Source organism: Chromobacterium sp. FG22 (assembly GCF_057809415.1).
This window is the reverse complement of the sequence record NZ_JBMDJX010000001.1, coordinates 164,079-180,602: the sequence shown is the minus strand read 5'-3', so window position 1 is coordinate 180,602 and position 16,524 is coordinate 164,079. Positions and strand designations below refer to the sequence as shown.

Genomic DNA, 16,524 nt, shown 5'->3' with positions numbered 1-16,524 from the left:
GGCCGCGCGCATCCGCCTGCTTATTGGGCGAGCTCCAGGCTCATGTCCACCCGCACCGCGCCCGAGCCCAGCGCGCGGCCATACCACGGCGCGCCCTCGGTGGTCAGCAGCGACACCGGATCGTCCAGCTGGAACCACAGGCTGAACGGCAGCTTTCGTTTCTCCAGCCCTTGGGCGGGATCGCTGCCCTCGTCCAGCCAGGCGCCGGCGCTCAAATCGTGGCTTACCGTACCGGAACAATTGTCCGGCTCGCGCCGGCCGCCGCCGTCGGCGTCGAAGGTGAGCCAGGCCGGGAACAGCACCCCTTGCCGCGCATCGCTTTGCAGCGCGAAACGGCACATGCCCTCCCGCTGACTCGCGCCGTGCTTGCCGTCCAGCGACAAGCTCGCCTTGACCGCGCCCAGGCCGCGCTGACTCAGGTAGCGCCGCGTCGCGCCGCGCTCCGGCCCGCCCGCCGGCGGCAGATTGGCCATTTGCGCGCGGATCAGGTAATCCAGCCGAATCCGGCCGTCCGGCGCGCCCACCCAGCCGCTGCCGCGATTCGAACCCTCGCTGGCCGGCAATACCGAAACACTGGGCTTGGGCTGATAAATCCGCCCGATGGCGTATTTGGCGGCGGACGGTTCCGCCTCCGGCTTGTCTTCGCTCAAGGCCGCGCCCAGCTCAAGCGCGCGCGTGTTGCGGACGCCATCGTCAAAGCTTCGCGTCGGCACCTCCACCACCATGCTCTCGCTGCCCTGCGGCAGAGTCACCGCGCCCCAATCGCCGGTGTTCAGCGCGGCGGCCAGCACCTTGTCCCCGTCCTTCACCGTCACCCGGCCGCCCTCGTAGCCATCGTCCACGGCCTGGCCGTCCTGGGGCCGGGTCCGCAGCCACAAAGTCAGCGCCTGGGCCGCCGGCGCGTTCAAGCGCAGCCGGTAACGCAGCGGCGCGCCGGCCGCCACATCGCCGCTGGACACCAGCGACTCCAGCGCCCAGTTCGGCACAATGTAGAAATCCTTGTCCAAGGTCTTGTCCTCCTGCAGGCTGACCGCGATATGGTAGGCGTCGCGGCGGCCGCTGACCGATTTGGCCTTGATGCCCAGCTGAAGCGTCCCCTTATTGCCCTCGGCGGGCTTGAAAGTGAATACGCAATCCTTGCCGCATTGCGGCTTGATCTCGGTCTCGTCGAAATGGAGCGTGGGGATGTCCAGCCCCCAGGGCACGCCCTTGCCCGCCACGGTAACGGTCAGATTGCGCTCTCCAAGGGAGACCCCGTCGGTGAAGATCCGGTATTCCAAATCCTCCCCAACCCAGCCCTCGGCCGGCCCCTCGATCGAGGCCAGACTCAGGTCTTCCTTAACGGCCTTCACCGAGGGATAGGACCAGCCGGAATAGTTGTACTCGCAAGACAGTCTAACAAGGCCTGGTTTTTCCCCAGCCTTGGTGCGCAAGGAGAACTTCACCGGGAACGGATGTTGGCTGGGCAAAACTTCCAGTGTTTGGCGGCCCTTCAAGGGCAAGTCGCCGATACGATCTCCATTCTTATCCTTGAGCTCGACAAAGTCGGGATCGCCAAACAAATCCTTGGCGGTGCCCAGATCGCACTCCAGCTTGTGGTCATTCGTCCACGCGCCAGGCCCATCGGCGATATCGATGGCGAACTCGACGTTGGTCCCCACAGCGGTGTTGACCCTATCCGGGCTGACGCTAACGTTATTGATTCTCGCCGCGGGCTCCTCAAACCAGCGGAACCATGGCGGTTGAGCGACTTCCCGGCCGTTGAAGATCACCCCGACCTCCTTGGTCCCGGAACCCTTATCGATTGTGCACTCCTTCTTTTCATTCTTTTCAAAGCAGGCATGCTTAAAGTCGAAACTCAGCGCCTCGGTGCCTACCGGCAGTTTCAGCGTCTCGAGCAGTGAAATGTCTTGGTCGCCGAGAATCGCCGGCGAAAACTTCACATGCGCTTTTTTATCCAATACCGAGTCGCTGACGCCGGCAAACCGGATCTCGTTCGGCCCGTCCGCCACTACCGACTCATTCAGCATCAGAGTGATGGATGCCGGCACCGTTTTCATCATGCCCTCGTGACTGGAGCCGAAGACGAAGTCCACCTCGCCGCCCGCCGCCTCTGGCTTGGGCGCGTCTAGCGGCAAGACCAGAACATCGTCGCGCTCCCCGGAATAAAACACGGCCTCCATCCCCTGCGCCTGGCGGCCGCGCCCGGCCGGCGGCAGAAACAGCTCCACCGCCTTGGCGCCGGCAAACTCCGCCGCTTCCACGCTCTCGCCCAGCCGGCGCCAAGGCTGCGTCCCCACCCGGAAACGCGCCTTGGCCGCGATCTGCGGCCCGCGGACGCTGAAGCGGACGCCGCCGCCGCTCTGCGCCTGGGACTCGCCCGCGACCGAGCGCAGCGCACAGACCCGTCCCGCCATCCCGTCCACCGTCTCCGGACGGCAAGCGGCCTGCGGCGGGCCCAGGCGCAACATCGCGCTTTTTTCCGCCTGCGCCCGCACCGTCACCGGCTGGCCGCCGCGCTCCGCCTCCAGCGTCAGCAACTGGCGGCCGCCCAGAGGCAGACGCAGCCATTCCGCAAAGGCGCGCTCATTGAATACCGGATGGATTTGCCCCGGCTGCCGCATGGCGCGGCCGACGCTGACCCGCCCTTGGCGGTCGGAGAAACCGGCGATCAAGGCCGCGGGCAACGCCTGTCTGGCTTGCAGCTCGCCGCTTCGCCCGCTGGCCGTCTCCGCCTCCACATACCAGGTGGCGGCGCGCTGGCCCGCCCGCGGTCGCCGCGCGCCGTACAGGCTTTGCCCCGGCTCGGCTTGCAAGGTGGTGATGTAGTGTTGCTGGCTGGGTTCGTCCTCTATCGTCAGCAGCTTGAGCGCGCCGGCCTTGGCCTGCGGCGCCGGCAAATAGCCGTCCCTCAAGCTCAGCGCGAAGCGGTCCCCCTGGTGCTGGCGGCCGCTGGAATAGAAATAGGCCTCCACCAGCGAGGACAGCGCCTGCCCGCCCGCCGGCGCCGACGGCCCGCGCAGCAAGCCGGACGCGGCCGGCAGGAACAGCTCCAGCTCACGGGCGCCGCTCAATTCGGCAACGGCCGCGTTCTCGCCCAGCCGGCGCCACTCCCGGCCCGCGCGGAAGCGCCCTCCGGGCAAGGGGCGCTTGGCGCGGATCAAGAGGCGGATGTCGCCGCCCGCGCGGCTCTCCGCCGCCAGCCGCCGCAACACGCAGCGCTGGCCGGCCACGCCGTCCACCGTGTCCGGCCGGCAAGCCGGCCCCTCCGGCGCGGCCAGGGTCAGCCTGGCCTGCTGGCTGGCGTTCAATTGGTAGCTGACCGCCTCCCCGCCGCTGCGCAAGCCCTCCACCGTCAAGCGCTGTTGCCCGCCCAAGGGCTGGTGCAGCAGCGCGGCGAACGCGGCCTCGCTGAACACCGGATTGAGATAGGGCGCGGCGGCGCTGAGGCCGCCCCGCACCTGGCCCTGAGCGTCGGCAAAACCGGCGAAACCGCCGGCGGGGCTGGCGCGGCCCAGCTGCTGCAGCGCGAACAAGGGCGGTCTCGCGCCGGCCTCCAGATACCAGGCGGCGGCGCGGCTGCCGTCTTGCGGATGGCGCTCGCCGTAAATGGCCTGGTCCCGGCTGCCGCTGACCGTGGTCACGTACTGGCGGCCGCTGGACTGATCGTCGATCAACAACAGACCCAGCCGCGAATAGCGCCGCTGGACCGGCGGCTTGCCCCCGCCCATGGCGGGCAATTGCAGATTGAAGCGGTCGCCGCGGAACAAGCGCGAGCGCGAGTAAAAACCGGCCTCCACCAAGCTATCCAGCCGGATCTTGGGATGGGCGGTCATAAAGGCTTGCAACTGCTCCGCCGGCGGCGGCACAAAGAAGACCTCCACCGCCCTGGCGCGGGCGAAGGCGGCAATGGGCACGCTGTCGTTGATATGCCGCCATTCCCCGCCCACCCGGAAGCGGGCCTTGGGCGTTGCCAGCATCTTGGCGCGCACCGTGAACATCAGATCGCCGCCGCTGCCGGCATTGCTTTGGCCGGCAATGGTCCGCAACACGCACAGCTTGCCGGCGACGCCGTCCACCGTTTCATTGCGGCAGCTATTGGCCGGCGCGGGATTGAGGATCAGATGGGCGCGCTTGCTGAGCTGGGTCACAAAGCGGCGTTCGCCGCCGCCGGCCAGGGTTTCCACGAAGGACAGCTCGCGCGACGCGCCCGGCGCCGCTTTGGCGATGGTGTCGAAAGCCAGTTCGCTCAACACCGGGTTGACCTGGCGGCCCTGCGCCGGCCTGAAGCCGTCGCCGCTCAGGCCCATGGCCGCGCCGTGTGCGTCCGCCATGCCGCGGAAAGCCTGCAGCGGCTGCAACTGGCGGATCTCCCGCACCTGGGCGTCCGGCTGATGGGTATACCAGATGGCCACTTTCTTGGCGCCGCCGCGCGGCGCGCGCGCGCCGAAAACGGCCTGGGCCTGGCTGCCGGGCAGGATGCCGCCGCTGCTGCCCAGGGTGCTCAGATACTGAGTGCCGGCCAGCCGGTCTTCAATCAGGATCAAGTCCTGCTGGCTGCGCCACTCCTGCCGGCCCAAAGGTTCCGGCGGCTTGGCCGGCGCCGGAAGGGGCCGCACCGGGAGAAAGCCCGCGCCGGGCGCGGCCTGCGAAACGCCGGCCGGCGCCGCTTGCGCCAGCCCCGCGCCGAGGCCGGCCATGAAGATCAGAGTTGAGATCCAGTATTTCATTTCAGTCCGTCTGTCCTGCTGGGATGGGGTGATGAGGGGATTGCGCACGCCGGCTCAGCCTTCGTCTTCGCGCAAGGGCGCGTAAATCCGGTCCGCGTCCCGGCCATAGACGATCTTGCCCAGCCAGGCCGTGGCGCCGGCGTCCTTCAAATCCAGATTGACCCGGAAGCGTTCCGCCGCGCCGGGTTCGACGCTGACCTCCGGATAACGCTGATCCACGTCGATGGCGAAGTTGCCCTGCTCGTCGGTCCGGGCCTGGCCGATATGGTTGCGCACCATGACATGCCGCAGCGGCGCGCCGTCGACGCCGGTCAGCTGACCGAACACCGTCACCATCCGTTTGATCTTGGGCGTCACCCGCACCACATTGCCCGGGTACAGCGTGTACTCATGGTCGGTGTCGGACACCTCGTAGCTGGCCTGCCCGCTTTCCGCGTCGCGCACATAGAAGTGATAAGTGTTGTAGGCCGGCGCCGCGATCCAATTGCGCCCCTGGCGCAAGCTGTGGCTTTGCTCGTTCAGCACCGCCTCCAGCGCGCCGTCCGGCGCTCCCGGCACATCGACGACGATGCCGGCCTCGTCCTGCCCGCCGCCGGCGGCGACCGCGCCGCCGCCCCAGGCCAGGCCGCCCTGCATATTGACGCTGGCGCTGCGGCTGTCCCGCTCCGCGTCCACCGACACATTGCCCTGGCCGTAGCGGCCGTTGAAGCCGACGTAAGCGCCGAAGCTGGAAGACTGGCCGCCTGCGCCTTCGCGGCTGATGCTGGCATTGGCGCCCACATCGTCGATCACGCTGTTTTCAAACGACTTGCTGGCCGACAGGTCCAGCGTGTCGCCGCCGTCTCGATGCGACATGCCCACGCTGAAATTGCCGTCCATGGCCAGGTTGAAAGTCAGCATCGCGTAATACTGCTGATCCACCGAGCCGCCGTTGAGATTGCGGCTGCTGCCGAGCTGCAACTGAGCGCCGCCCCATTTGCCGTTGTACATCTGCCGCGAATAATCGGCGCGCATATAGCGATAACCGCTGCTCCGGTCCCGGTCGTAACTGAGGTTGATCGACCCGGCGTCCACGCCCCAGCCGTGCAAATTGAAATTGGCGCCCAGCGAATCGTAATCCCGGGCGTAGAAATTCAGACGCCGGCCCTTGGCGCCGCGCTCCCCGGTCAGCCACAGGCTGCCGATGCCGCGAGGCAGCGCCAGATTGAGCGTGCCCACCCGGCGCCGGGCGCCGTCGCTGGCCAACAGATTTTGCACGCTGGCGCGCAGCGCGCTGGACAGCTGCCAAGAGGCGAAACCTTCCTGCACCGTGGTCTTGTCGTTTTGATACAGGGTCAGATTCCAGTCCACCTCATGCCACAGCGCCCCCACCGACACACCGAACAAGGGCCGGTAAGCCCCGCCCTCGTCCTCCGGCGCGCCCTGATCGCCGTAGCGGGCCATCGCCTCCCCGGCGCCGCCCCACAGCTGCCAGTTCAAGCCGTCGCGCAGACTGGAGCCGCCCACCGGCTTGTTGATCCGGTACACGCGGCGGCTCTGCACCTGGCCGGCCACCAGTATCTCCACCTCCACGTCGTAGACGCCGGCCTGCAAGGCCGAGGTGTCCAGCCGGTGATTGCCCATGCCCAGCCGTTGCGTGCTCAACAAGCGGCCTTCGCGCTTGACGCGCACCTCCCCGGTGGCCGGCAGATAGACATCGATGGGATTCAAGGACTGGCCGGGGTCCAGCTTCAGAGTCTGGCTGACGTTGCCGTAGGAGAACCCGTACATCCGGCTGCCGTTCAAGGTGGACACATTGCCCAGGCTTTGCAGGTTCCAGCCGTCCACCATGCCCAGCGCCAGCCGCTTGCCGTCGATATCGCGCTCATACATGACGCGGTCCAGCGTTACGGACTGATCCGCCGCCGAATCGTCCAGATAGGCGGAGCCCATCACATTGACGTGGTCCACACCCAAGGACGTGGTGTCGTCGAAAGTGAGATAGCCGGAAGAATGGCCGCGCCCCTGATTGCGCGAGCTATAGCCGTTGAACGCGTACTTGAGCACGCTGGACAGCCCGCCCGAGGACGGCGCCTGCAACACGGACTCCCGCAGATGCGCGTCGTCGGCGGCGAAACCGGCCGGCTCCAGAAACAGGTCCACCCGCATCGCCATCATGTCCAGCTGCAAGCGCTCGGCATCGCCCAGACTCAAGGCCCCGCCCGGCGAAAACGTCCGCCCCGTCGCCTGCCGCAAGGCCTGGACCGCGGACGGGCTCAACACGCTCTTGTTGTTGGCCAGCAGCGGTTTGACCTTGTCCAGCCGCATTGAGCCGTCGGCCTGCAGCCTCACCGTCAGCGTGGCCGACACCACGCCCTCGTCCGAGGCTTGCCGCGCCGAACGCGCCACCAGCGGCATGGACACGCCTTCGCGCAGCAGGTCCTTGATCTCCGCCGACAAGGCAAGCTTGTTTAACTGCACTTGCTGCGCCAAGGGCCGCCGCTCGGCATCCGCCGCCGCGGCCAGCGCCGTCTCCGCCAACAGCAGCGCACTTAAAAAAGCCATCCCGTTTTTAAGAACGATATCCCGCGCACGCTTCATCTCGCCTCACCCACCGTCGTCGCCGTCATGCGTCGTCAAGCGGCGCATCTTTCTCCGCGTCCAAGAATTTTCCATCCCGCTGCAACATCACTTTGTCCTGGCCCTGGCTACTGTCTATCGTCTTGAAATTCACCGCGTAGCCCGGCCCAATCCAATAGCGCTCCTTGCAGACCTCGCCCAGCCGCTTTTGCTTGCACGGCCCGTAGGCAATCGCCTGAAACGACACATTGCCCCGGTTTTCCAGATGGCCGCGCCGATAGGCGTAGTCAAAACGCGGCTGCTTCGGCAGCACCAGCAGATTGGTTCTGATGCCGGTCAAAAACTCGACGTCGCCGCTTTTCTCGGAATCCGCGCCCTCGTCCGCCAAGCCCAGCAAGGCGTTCTTCCAGGTCACCTTGTAATAGCGCTCCCTGTCGTCCTTGGGGCCGCTGTAGATGAAGCGGACCGCCTGATCCTGCCCCGCCGCCAGCAACACCCGCGCCGGCGTGAATTGCAGGCTGGCGCCGTCCGTATTCAGCTCGCGCGCGCCCTCGTACGGAGAGTCCACCTGCGTCACGCTCACCGACAGCAAAGACGCCTGCTGCTCGGTGTTTCTGGCGTGGATCGTGACCGCCTCTTTATTCGACGGCATCGCCGCCGTCATATCGGAAACCTGAATCGCCCCGGCCCATGCCGGCAGCAGCAAACAGGCCAAAGCGTGAAATCTGAAGCACCCTGGCATAAGCTGAAACTCCTCAAAATAAAAAGGGAGCTAGGCTCCCTTTTTTGGCGCTACCCTTTGAAATCAGCGAACGGAGAATTGCGTATTCTCTTCTTCGGTTTTGACTGTTTTCTGCCAGGACGCGTCCAGGATCAAATCGAATTTGCCCACGTATTGGCCATCGCTCAATTTAGACGCTTCGGTCACCATGACGCCGCTGGAATCCTTGCCGCCAGCAAACTCCGCTTTCAGCTGAGAAGTGCCTTTATTCTCTCCGGCGATGGAAGCCACTTTCGCGAATTCGCCAAACCCGGACAGGCCGTCCAGATCCTTCGGTTCGGCCGACAGTTTCACCTGCTTGCCGGCATGGTCCGTCACGCTGAGGTCAAAATCCATTTCCCCGATGGACGCGGTATGGCTCAGCTGATGCTGGACCGAGGAGGCTTTTACCTTATAGCCGCTGATGGTGTATTCATCCGAATTCAGCATGCGGATATCGAAATCCAGGTTTTTGGATTCAATGGTTTTGGAAATCGGGCTGTACACGAAATGCACATTCGGCTTTTTAGCCGTGATTTCGATAGCGTGCGAGCTATCCTTATCCGCGGTCACATCCCATTCGGCGGAAGCGCGAGTGGAACCAGGAATGGGGTCGGCGGCATGGGCGCCGACGCTGAATACCGCAGCCAGCAATGCAGGCAGCACGACTTTATTCATCATTTCGCTTTCAAGAGAGGTCTATAAAATAAAACCTGCAAATACGGCCTTAAGCTGTACTTGGCACGTCATTATCGAAAAGCCGCCGATCAAACTCTATAAGAGCACTCTCAAAACACCCGGCGGACGAGAACGCGCGGATGCCATCCGCCCCTCTCGACTCAGAGCGAATTGACCCGCCGGGGCGCAAAACTAAGGGGAAAAACACGAAGAAAGCCGGATGAAAGCGGAATGAAAATAGGATGAAAGCGGAATGCGGGAGCGGGATAAAAGCCTGTCCAAGAGGGCACTCACAGCCAGTCCCGCAGGGCCGGCAGCGCCCTCCCCGGCTTAGCGCCTCTTCTTCCGCCCCAGCTTGCGCGGCAAGGCGTCCAACTCGTCCAGGCTCAGGTAGAGCTGCTGCACCGCCGCCACATGCCGCGGCAGATCAATCTGCGCCACACCCAGGCTCAACAACATCTCCAGATAATTGAAGAAGCTCTTGCACATGCTGCGGCGGTGGCTGTGGTCGCGGAAATCCATATCGCAAGCGATGCGGAACAACAGCCCGCGCGCGGCGTGTTGGCGGTTGAGTTTCAGCAGCTGCGCCAGATGGGCGGCGTATTGACGGCCCAAGGCGCTGGCCTCGAACGCATTCTCCGCCTCGGCCGGCTGCCAGTAATGCGGATAAGTGCGGCCTTTGACGCGGCGGACAAAGGGCAGACTAAGGTCTTTGGCTTCGCTGCCGACAAAACGGTAGCGCGAGCGCGGCCCTAGCGGCGGGAGTGGGGATGCGACGTCCTGACGGATGTCTTGAGTTTCAGCAGGGGACGAAGAGAGATCGATGCCAAGCACCGGACGGACAAGCTTTACCATTTGCAACCTCCTGAGCAGAAGGGCCATGCCGCAAGGCGGCAGGGCGGGCACATGACAAGAGTTAGTCTACCGGTGGACTTCTACTAAAACCGGCGCGCCCGCGAGGGCGCCACTTGCCACGGCCCGCCCGAATAGGCAAAGCAATGGCAACGGATACGCTGTGGAAACAGCGCATCCGCGGTAGAAGTCCAAGTCGGGAGACTAAACCCGAGCGCCGCGATTGCTGCGGCGCGGGGGCTATTGTTGGGGAGGAGCGGGAGAGCGTCAAGCCGGCGGCACCCAGCAGCACAAGAAAGCCGCGCCTGGCGCACCGCGCGCGGCGGAGGCAAGCCATCGCTTGGGCGCTGAAGCCGATCTGAATAGCGTTAAGAGCCGCTCACAAAACTCAGACGGCTAAGAACCTGTTTACGATCTCGCGAGCAAGGGCGAGACAAGGCGTTGCGGCTGAAAAAGCGGAGTGTACATCCGGTACATGAGCATTTTGAAGATGTTTTCAACGCGGTATCGCCAACGCGCAGCGGATCGTAAACAGGTTCGCTCAACACAGCATCAGGGGTTTGGTTAGCGACCCTAAACAGACTGCTTCGCAAAATGCTGGCGCACCCACTGCTCGCATACAAACCAAAGCTGCGGCGCGCCCTTTTGGATCACCGGACCGTAACGGGACAGCACCTGCTCCAGCGAGACATCGTTCTGCGTCCAGGTCCCGCCGCCGGTGAAGACATTGATCAACAAAGGCTGGAAACGGTCCAGCGCCTTGGCGAAACAGGCGTCGGCGCTTTCCGCGCGCTCAAACTCGCGCCACAGCGCCAGCAGCTCAGCGCCCTGCTCCGCCGGCAGCAAGCCAAACAAACGCTCCGCCGCCCTCGCCTCCGCTTCCGCCTGCGCCCCAGACACAGCCTGGCCGTGGATGGGGAAATCCCCGGCGTCCACCTCCACCACATCGTGCAGCAGCAGCATCTTGATCACCCGCTCGGTGTTGACCGGACCGCTGGCGTAATCGCCCAGCAGCAAGGCGTACATCGCCAGATGCCAGGAATGCTCGGCCGAGTTCTCCCGGCGGCTCTGGTCCAGCAACGGCGATTGCCGCAGCACCGACTTCAAGCGGTCTATCTCTCTCAGAAAATTCAGTTGCCGTTCCAAGGCCGATACTTGCATCGCTTATCCCGCATTCAAATCTGTTTCACCACGGAGGGGGATTATAGCTGTGGTCTGGGCCTTCGGCCCGGCTCAGAGCCTGCCCAAAGTCCCTCGAGCAAGGACGAGACAAGGCAAAAACGAATGAAAAAGCAGAGTGTACGAGTGGTGTGAGCTTACTTTTTAACGCCCTTGCCTAGCAATCCCACCGGCCCTCAGCAAATCAGACCCCGCCCTCCCACACCGGAATAGAAGGAACGGCCTACAAAAACCAGGGCAGTCCACGACTCTACCTGCGCCCCAAGAACGCCAAAAGTCAGGCCGACTCTGACCTGCCGTTCAATGATCAATTACAGCAACTCAAGATAGATAGATATTATTCAAATTTTAAGCTTATATACTTTATTCGCCGTGCCAAAAAACAAAGCGTCCCTCTCACAAGTCGACATACTGTGAGTAAGCTTTTTAAATGCATTCCAACAATTCACATAACTATAAGAACCTTTGTCGACAGGAAAATTGCTTTCGAACATCGCCCTCTCTGGCCCGAATGCATCAATACAGGTTTCAACCCATGGCCGCCAGGCCTGCGCCAACATTTTTGACGAAGGCGCTTCTTCCAGTCTATCAAAATTGAAGCCATTTATTCTCATGCCGAGCCCGCCAATTTTAATATATACATTAGGCAGAGAGCTAATATTATAAATATACTTTTTCCATGTAGAGAAGACTTCATCTTGGCAATCCGCGTAAACACCTACGCGGACGCACCCTCCACAATGATCGATAATAACCGGTATTTCAGGATAAACTTTCGCAAGCTCAAAAAGCTCTGGAAGCTGAGGAAAGAATAGCCATGCATCATAGCTCAAACCAAACACAGCAAGCCGCGAAAAACCATCACGATAGCATTTATCTTGGAGCAAACCTTTTGACGCTGCAGACAAAGGATTAGCCAAAGAGCTATCGGCATCCCAGGCAACAAGATGGCGCACCCCCTTTACTCTACCTCCTCCTGCCTCAATATGTGCTTGTAAAACCCTATCAACCTCCCTTCCTATCCTCAAGTCGGCATAGCTTACGATGCCTCGAGCAATCTCTACTTGCTCACCTGCGTTGCGCTCAGCAAGCTCACGAACATACTCGGTCTCGCCAATTGGCATCAACAACTCATCACCCTCTGTTCTGTATCGTGTTAATGCCTGCATATAAACGGAGGCAACGATGTTATGCCCCATAGTAAGATCGGAGAGATATTCTTTTTCTTTGTAGTTCCAATCAGGCCTCTCATAGAAGTGGTGATGAGCATCCACTATCGGCAGCATAGGTTCAATGACTGCCTCCACTCCTTTTGATAACCAATCTTCACGTACAGGCAAGTAGTTACCCGCCATTCCCCCTCCTAACAGACTCCGCCAACTATTTTTTGCGTTTAGTTTTTGAGAAACTCATTGCCACAACACGCATCAACCATTAATTACACCGGCATTCCGCATGACAGCCACGTCTTTAGCGGAATAGCCCAGTTCCTTCAGTAGTGCTTCAGAATGGCTACCAGGCAAAGGAACATCCAATCTAGAACCAAAACGTCGACCGTCCATCTCAAATGGCAGCATGGGTACCTTGACTGTGCGACCATCTGGCAAGGTCACATCCGTTAACCCTTGAGACTCCACCAAGTGCTTATCATCAAAGAGATCTTGCGGCCTTTGGATCGGAGCAAATGGCAATCCAGCGCGCTCGCAGATCAACATCAACTCCTGTTTGCTCATTTGACCAAAGTGTTTACGCACTACAGGCAGAAAACGATCACGCGCTTGCACTCGTTGGTTGTTCACAACCAATGACTCGTCAGCCGCTAGCTTGCGGAAGCCAAAAGCCTCACAGAACACCCTCCATTGGGAATCGCTCACCACTCCTACAAATACCTGCTCACCATCCCCCGTAATAAACACATCGTAAATGGCCCAGGCAGAGATACGGCTGGGCATGGGTGCCGCCGGTTTGCCAGTCACGGCATACTGCATCATATGTTGAGCCACTAAAAATACTGAGTTTTCATAAAGGCCGGACTGCACAAACTGCCCCTTTCCAGTACTTCTTCTCTCATGCAATGCAGCCAGGATGGCGATAGCTCCAAACATGCCGCCCATGATATCGTTGACGGAGGCACCAGCCCGGAGTGGACGTCCTTCCGGGCCCGTCATATAAGCCACTCCCGTCATCATCTGCACGACCTCGTCAAGAGCCGTTCGATGATCATACGGACCAGGCAAAAAACCTTTCATTGAGCAGTAAATCACTTCAGGATTGATAGCCTTTACCCCGTCATATCCAATGCCCAGCTTGTCCATTGAGCCGGGACGGAAGTTCTCGGTGACAATATCCGCAGTTGCCAATAATCTTTTGACTGCAGCCATCCCCTCTTCCGATTTGAGGTCAACTGCAAAGCTCTTTTTATTACGGTTATAAGTCATCCAATATCCAGCCCCCGACCCACCTAGGCGGCGGGTATTATCCCCTTCGGGAGCAGGCTCCACTTTGATGACTTCCGCCCCCAAGTCGGCTAGCACTAGCCCACAGGTTGGCCCCATAACCATGTGGACAAATTCCACGACACGTACACCGGTTAGCGGCAATGGCTTAGCGTCTTGATTCATACAAGCTCCTTGGCATAGCGAAAACTTTTATGCAAGCCCGCTACTGGCACGTAGCCATAGAGCGGCTCACCTAGCAAACCACTGGCAAGAATCTCTCGCGCGGCAATGAGCCGATCTATATCCACGCCTGTACGCAAACCCATTGATTCAAGCAAAAACACCAGATCCTCAGTAACGATATTGCCGGTAGCGCCTGGCGCATAAGGGCAGCCGCCAATTCCACCCTGCGACGAATCAAAGGTCGTCACCCCCACATCAAGGGCGGCCACCACATTTGCCAGGCCCTGCCCATACGTATTGTGCAAATGCGCGCTACCCGTTTTATCAACACCGATCTCCGAGCGCAGACGCGGAAACATATGACGAATTTGACTGGGATTAGCCATTCCAGATGTATCAGACAAACCCACTTCATCCACTCCGCACTCGACCATCAGCGAAGCTAACCGGATCACGTCATCTTCAGGCACAACGCCTTGGATGCTGCATCCAAATGCCGTCGACAAACCCGCTTCGATCTGAATAGCTGGATACTGCTCATTACGAAGTGCCACCACCGCTTTGACTTCATCAATCATTTGCGCATGGCTTTTACGCACATTGGCAAGAGAATGAGACTCACTCACCGACACCGGTAAGGTGATTTTGTGAACACCTGCAACAAAAGCAGCTTGAGCTCCACGCAAATTGGGGCTTAGCGCCGTAACAGACAAATCAGACAATGTCAGGGCATACGCCACCACCTCTGCCACGTCGGCCATTTGTGGCAACAGCTTGGCCGGAACAAACGAACCAACTTCGATCTCACGGAGCCCTGCCTCAGCTAATGCTGAAATCCAGTGGAATTTATGTTTTGTCGGCATGGTGGCTTTTACACTTTGCAAGCCATCACGCGGCCCTACTTCGCTAACCAGCACATCAACCTCTACCAAGCCTCTCATCGCTTGCTTCTCCTTCACAGATCTTGGGTATCCACTTCGTTAGGGACGGCTTTCATGCGCTCACCTAAGCAGGGATTGAAGCCCCTAAGTTTGTTCTACCTGGCAGAACACAATTCTGCCAGACGGTACAATATAGAAACTACTGATTTCAGTGTCAAGGGCGTTAGGAGCGCGCCAAAAGCCAGGAAGACATGCTGAATAGCTATTTTGAAGATCAAAAATTCACTTTTATTTCAATCTGTTAAAAAAAGCAGAGTGGCATGACGAGATTTCGTTAAAGCCTGTTCCCTGACATGCAGCTCAGTTCTCTCCTCCATCTATCTCGCTCAGACGTACAGCTCAAAAGGCGAACTGTTCCGCAGGAGAAGAAGTAGGTGTTGGCAAAATTACGACAGCTCCTTCCCCTACTTCAGCGCCCATCCCGACAGGCAATGTCGCCTCGTCAATCCCTTGTCAATTCATGCTTTGCACCGCTCTACCTTCCATCTCTCCCCTCTATCGGGTTTTCGTAAAACCGCGAGTCACCACATGTGCAGCATGTTCGTGGCGTTGACAGTACCCACATGCAGTTCTATCTTACAGAACATCGTTCCGTCAAATAGAACAACAATATTGACCGAATCAGGTATTCACCAAAGGAGACAAAGGATGAATCTAGACAATCTTTCCGAACCGTCCATATCACTGAAAGATGTAGCCGTGCAGTTCGGTCAATTCACTGCTGTGCGAGAGGTCAACCTTGATGTCAGGGAAGGCGAGTTCGTCGCAGTGGTGGGGCCAACGGGCTGTGGCAAAAGCACGCTACTCAACGTGATCACTGGCTTGTTGCCGCATGTCCTAGGCAAGGTAATGGTGTATGGCAAGCCGCTGCAGGGCTTGAATCCAGTGGCTGGCTACATGCTGCAACAGGACGCGCTCCTTCCGTGGAAGACGGCGCTGGATAATGTCGCCATTGGCCTAGTATTTCAGGGCGTACCACAGGGCGAAGCGCGTGAGCGTGCGCGTCGGTGGATGCAGAAAGTAGGCCTATCTGGTTTCGAGGCCCGATATCCACACCAGTTATCGGGAGGGCAGAAGAAACGAGTCAGCATGGCGCAGATGCTCATCCTAGCCCCCAAGATCGTCCTGATGGACGAGCCCTTCTCAGCGCTCGATGTACATACCCGCCACCTGATGCAGAACGAATTGCTTCGCCTCTGGCAGGAAGATCGCAAGTCCTTGATTTTCATCACTCACGACTTGGAAGAGGCCATTGCTTTAGCGGACCGCGTGGTGGTCATTTCCGCAGGCCCAGCGGCTCGTCCCATCGCTGAGATCGAGATCAATCTACCGCGTCCACGCATCGTCGAAGAAATAAACATGACGGATGACTACATAAGACTTTACCGGGAAATCTGGAGCATCCTCGGTGCCGAAGTGGAGAAGAGTCATGCTACGAGTTTCTAAGATTCGACGGATTCAACTGATCATCCTGCTTGGGAGTCTCTGCCTTTGGCAACTCGGTACGCATAATGCTTGGGTTGATCCGTTTTTTTTCTCTTCGCCCGTCAGCATTGCTGACCGCGTGTGGGTCTGGTTTACCTCTGGTGAGATTTATCGACACCTGTACATTACTCTGCTCGAGACTATTCTCTCCTTCATCTTCGGCACACTGATCGGTGTTGGATTGGGGGTATGGCTTGGACTGTCGCCAACCGCCTCCGAGGTTCTCGATCCATTCCTCAAGCTCCTCAACGCCATTCCTCGCATCCTTTTCGCCCCGATCTTCGTAATGTGGTTCGGCCTCGGAATGACCTCCAAAGTGGCACTGGGTGTGACCATCGTATTTTTCCTCGCCTTCTTCAATACCTATCAGGGAGTGCGTGAAGTGAACCCCGTGGTACTGGCTAACGCTCGCTTGCTCAGGGCGCGCAAGACAGCCTTGCTGCGGCACGTCTACCTACCCTCTGCAGCCTCCTGGATCCTATCCAGCCTGCGTGCCTCAGTTGGCTTTGCCGTAATGGGCGCGGTGGTGGCCGAGTACTTGGGTTCGTCCTCCGGTCTGGGACACCTAATTGCACAAGCCGAAGGCGTATTCGATGCCACTGGGGTGTTTTCCGGAATTCTCGTGCTGTCGTTGTTCGTTATCGCGCTTGATCGTGTCGTCGACTTCATCGAGAACCACGTAATGGCATGGAAAAAAGCTGCACACTAAGGAGAGGACA

Annotated in this window: 11 protein-coding genes; 2 read left to right on the top strand and 9 right to left on the bottom strand. The window is 59.9% G+C overall.

The annotated features are described in order from the left end of the window. Positions 1 to 20 precede the first annotated feature (20 nt). From ACODSD_RS00865 to ACODSD_RS00825, 9 genes are all read right to left on the bottom strand, one after another. Positions 21 to 4,730 (bottom strand): hypothetical protein, encoded by a 4,710-nt coding sequence (locus ACODSD_RS00865; protein WP_488876587.1) that lies wholly within the window; start codon positions 4,728 to 4,730, stop codon positions 21 to 23. Positions 4,731 to 4,784: 54 nt separating this feature from the next. Beyond that, a complete protein-coding gene (locus ACODSD_RS00860; RefSeq protein WP_227105476.1) occupies positions 4,785 to 7,274 on the bottom strand; it encodes a TcfC E-set like domain-containing protein in 2,490 nt (829 codons plus the stop codon). A 61-nt stretch (positions 7,275 to 7,335) separates the two neighbouring features. Beyond that, complete coding sequence (locus tag ACODSD_RS00855; protein WP_107800893.1) at positions 7,336 to 8,031, bottom strand: EcpB family pilus assembly chaperone; 696 nt, start codon at positions 8,029 to 8,031, stop codon at positions 7,336 to 7,338. Positions 8,032 to 8,094: 63 nt separating this feature from the next. Next, the gene (locus ACODSD_RS00850) at positions 8,095 to 8,730 is read right to left on the bottom strand and encodes a common pilus major fimbrillin subunit EcpA (RefSeq protein ID WP_107800894.1); all 636 of its coding nucleotides are present in this window, start codon (positions 8,728 to 8,730) and stop codon (positions 8,095 to 8,097) included. Positions 8,731 to 9,057: 327 nt separating this feature from the next. Then, on the bottom strand, positions 9,058 to 9,582 hold the full coding sequence (locus ACODSD_RS00845; RefSeq protein ID WP_107800895.1) for a hypothetical protein: 525 nt from the start codon (positions 9,580 to 9,582) through the stop codon (positions 9,058 to 9,060). Positions 9,583 to 10,152: 570 nt separating this feature from the next. Then, a complete protein-coding gene (locus tag ACODSD_RS00840; RefSeq protein WP_488876586.1) occupies positions 10,153 to 10,740 on the bottom strand; it encodes an HD domain-containing protein in 588 nt (195 codons plus the stop codon). Positions 10,741 to 11,099: 359 nt separating this feature from the next. After that, entirely contained in the window at positions 11,100 to 12,113 is a 1,014-nt protein-coding gene (locus tag ACODSD_RS00835; protein WP_488876585.1) for an amidohydrolase family protein, read from the bottom strand. A 72-nt stretch (positions 12,114 to 12,185) separates the two neighbouring features. Beyond that, positions 12,186 to 13,379: a CaiB/BaiF CoA transferase family protein gene (locus tag ACODSD_RS00830; RefSeq protein ID WP_256477373.1), complete on the bottom strand. Its 1,194-nt coding sequence runs from the start codon at positions 13,377 to 13,379 to the stop codon at positions 12,186 to 12,188. After that, positions 13,376 to 14,320, bottom strand: a complete 945-nt coding sequence (locus tag ACODSD_RS00825) for a hydroxymethylglutaryl-CoA lyase (RefSeq protein WP_488876584.1) — start codon at positions 14,318 to 14,320, stop codon at positions 13,376 to 13,378. The genes ACODSD_RS00830 and ACODSD_RS00825 overlap by 4 nt, the downstream gene beginning before the upstream one ends. A 648-nt stretch (positions 14,321 to 14,968) precedes the next feature. Here ACODSD_RS00825 and ACODSD_RS00820 point away from each other — a divergent pair. Then, positions 14,969 to 15,766 carry an ABC transporter ATP-binding protein gene (locus ACODSD_RS00820; RefSeq protein ID WP_488876583.1) on the top strand — a complete coding sequence of 266 codons (798 nt, stop codon included), beginning with the start codon at positions 14,969 to 14,971 and terminating at the stop codon, positions 15,764 to 15,766. Then, the gene (locus ACODSD_RS00815; RefSeq protein ID WP_488876582.1) at positions 15,750 to 16,514 is read left to right on the top strand and encodes an ABC transporter permease; all 765 of its coding nucleotides are present in this window, start codon (positions 15,750 to 15,752) and stop codon (positions 16,512 to 16,514) included. The genes ACODSD_RS00820 and ACODSD_RS00815 overlap by 17 nt, the downstream gene beginning before the upstream one ends. Positions 16,515 to 16,524 lie beyond the last annotated feature (10 nt).

Excerpts from the sequence above, each read along its gene's own strand:
- ACODSD_RS00865 (WP_488876587.1), bottom strand. The coding sequence starts at position 4,730 with ATGAAATACTGGATCTCAACTCTGATCTTCATGGCCGGCCTCGGCGCG.
- ACODSD_RS00860 (WP_227105476.1), bottom strand. The coding sequence starts at position 7,274 with ATGGCTTTTTTAAGTGCGCTGCTGTTGGCGGAGACGGCGCTGGCCGCG.
- ACODSD_RS00855 (WP_107800893.1), bottom strand. The coding sequence starts at position 8,031 with ATGCCAGGGTGCTTCAGATTTCACGCTTTGGCCTGTTTGCTGCTGCCG.
- ACODSD_RS00850 (WP_107800894.1), bottom strand. The coding sequence starts at position 8,730 with ATGATGAATAAAGTCGTGCTGCCTGCATTGCTGGCTGCGGTATTCAGC.
- ACODSD_RS00845 (WP_107800895.1), bottom strand. The coding sequence starts at position 9,582 with ATGGTAAAGCTTGTCCGTCCGGTGCTTGGCATCGATCTCTCTTCGTCC.
- ACODSD_RS00840 (WP_488876586.1), bottom strand. The coding sequence starts at position 10,740 with ATGCAAGTATCGGCCTTGGAACGGCAACTGAATTTTCTGAGAGAGATA.
- ACODSD_RS00835 (WP_488876585.1), bottom strand. The coding sequence starts at position 12,113 with ATGGCGGGTAACTACTTGCCTGTACGTGAAGATTGGTTATCAAAAGGA.
- ACODSD_RS00830 (WP_256477373.1), bottom strand. The coding sequence starts at position 13,379 with ATGAATCAAGACGCTAAGCCATTGCCGCTAACCGGTGTACGTGTCGTG.
- ACODSD_RS00825 (WP_488876584.1), bottom strand. The coding sequence starts at position 14,320 with ATGAGAGGCTTGGTAGAGGTTGATGTGCTGGTTAGCGAAGTAGGGCCG.
- ACODSD_RS00820 (WP_488876583.1), top strand. The coding sequence starts at position 14,969 with ATGAATCTAGACAATCTTTCCGAACCGTCCATATCACTGAAAGATGTA.
- ACODSD_RS00815 (WP_488876582.1), top strand. The coding sequence starts at position 15,750 with ATGCTACGAGTTTCTAAGATTCGACGGATTCAACTGATCATCCTGCTT.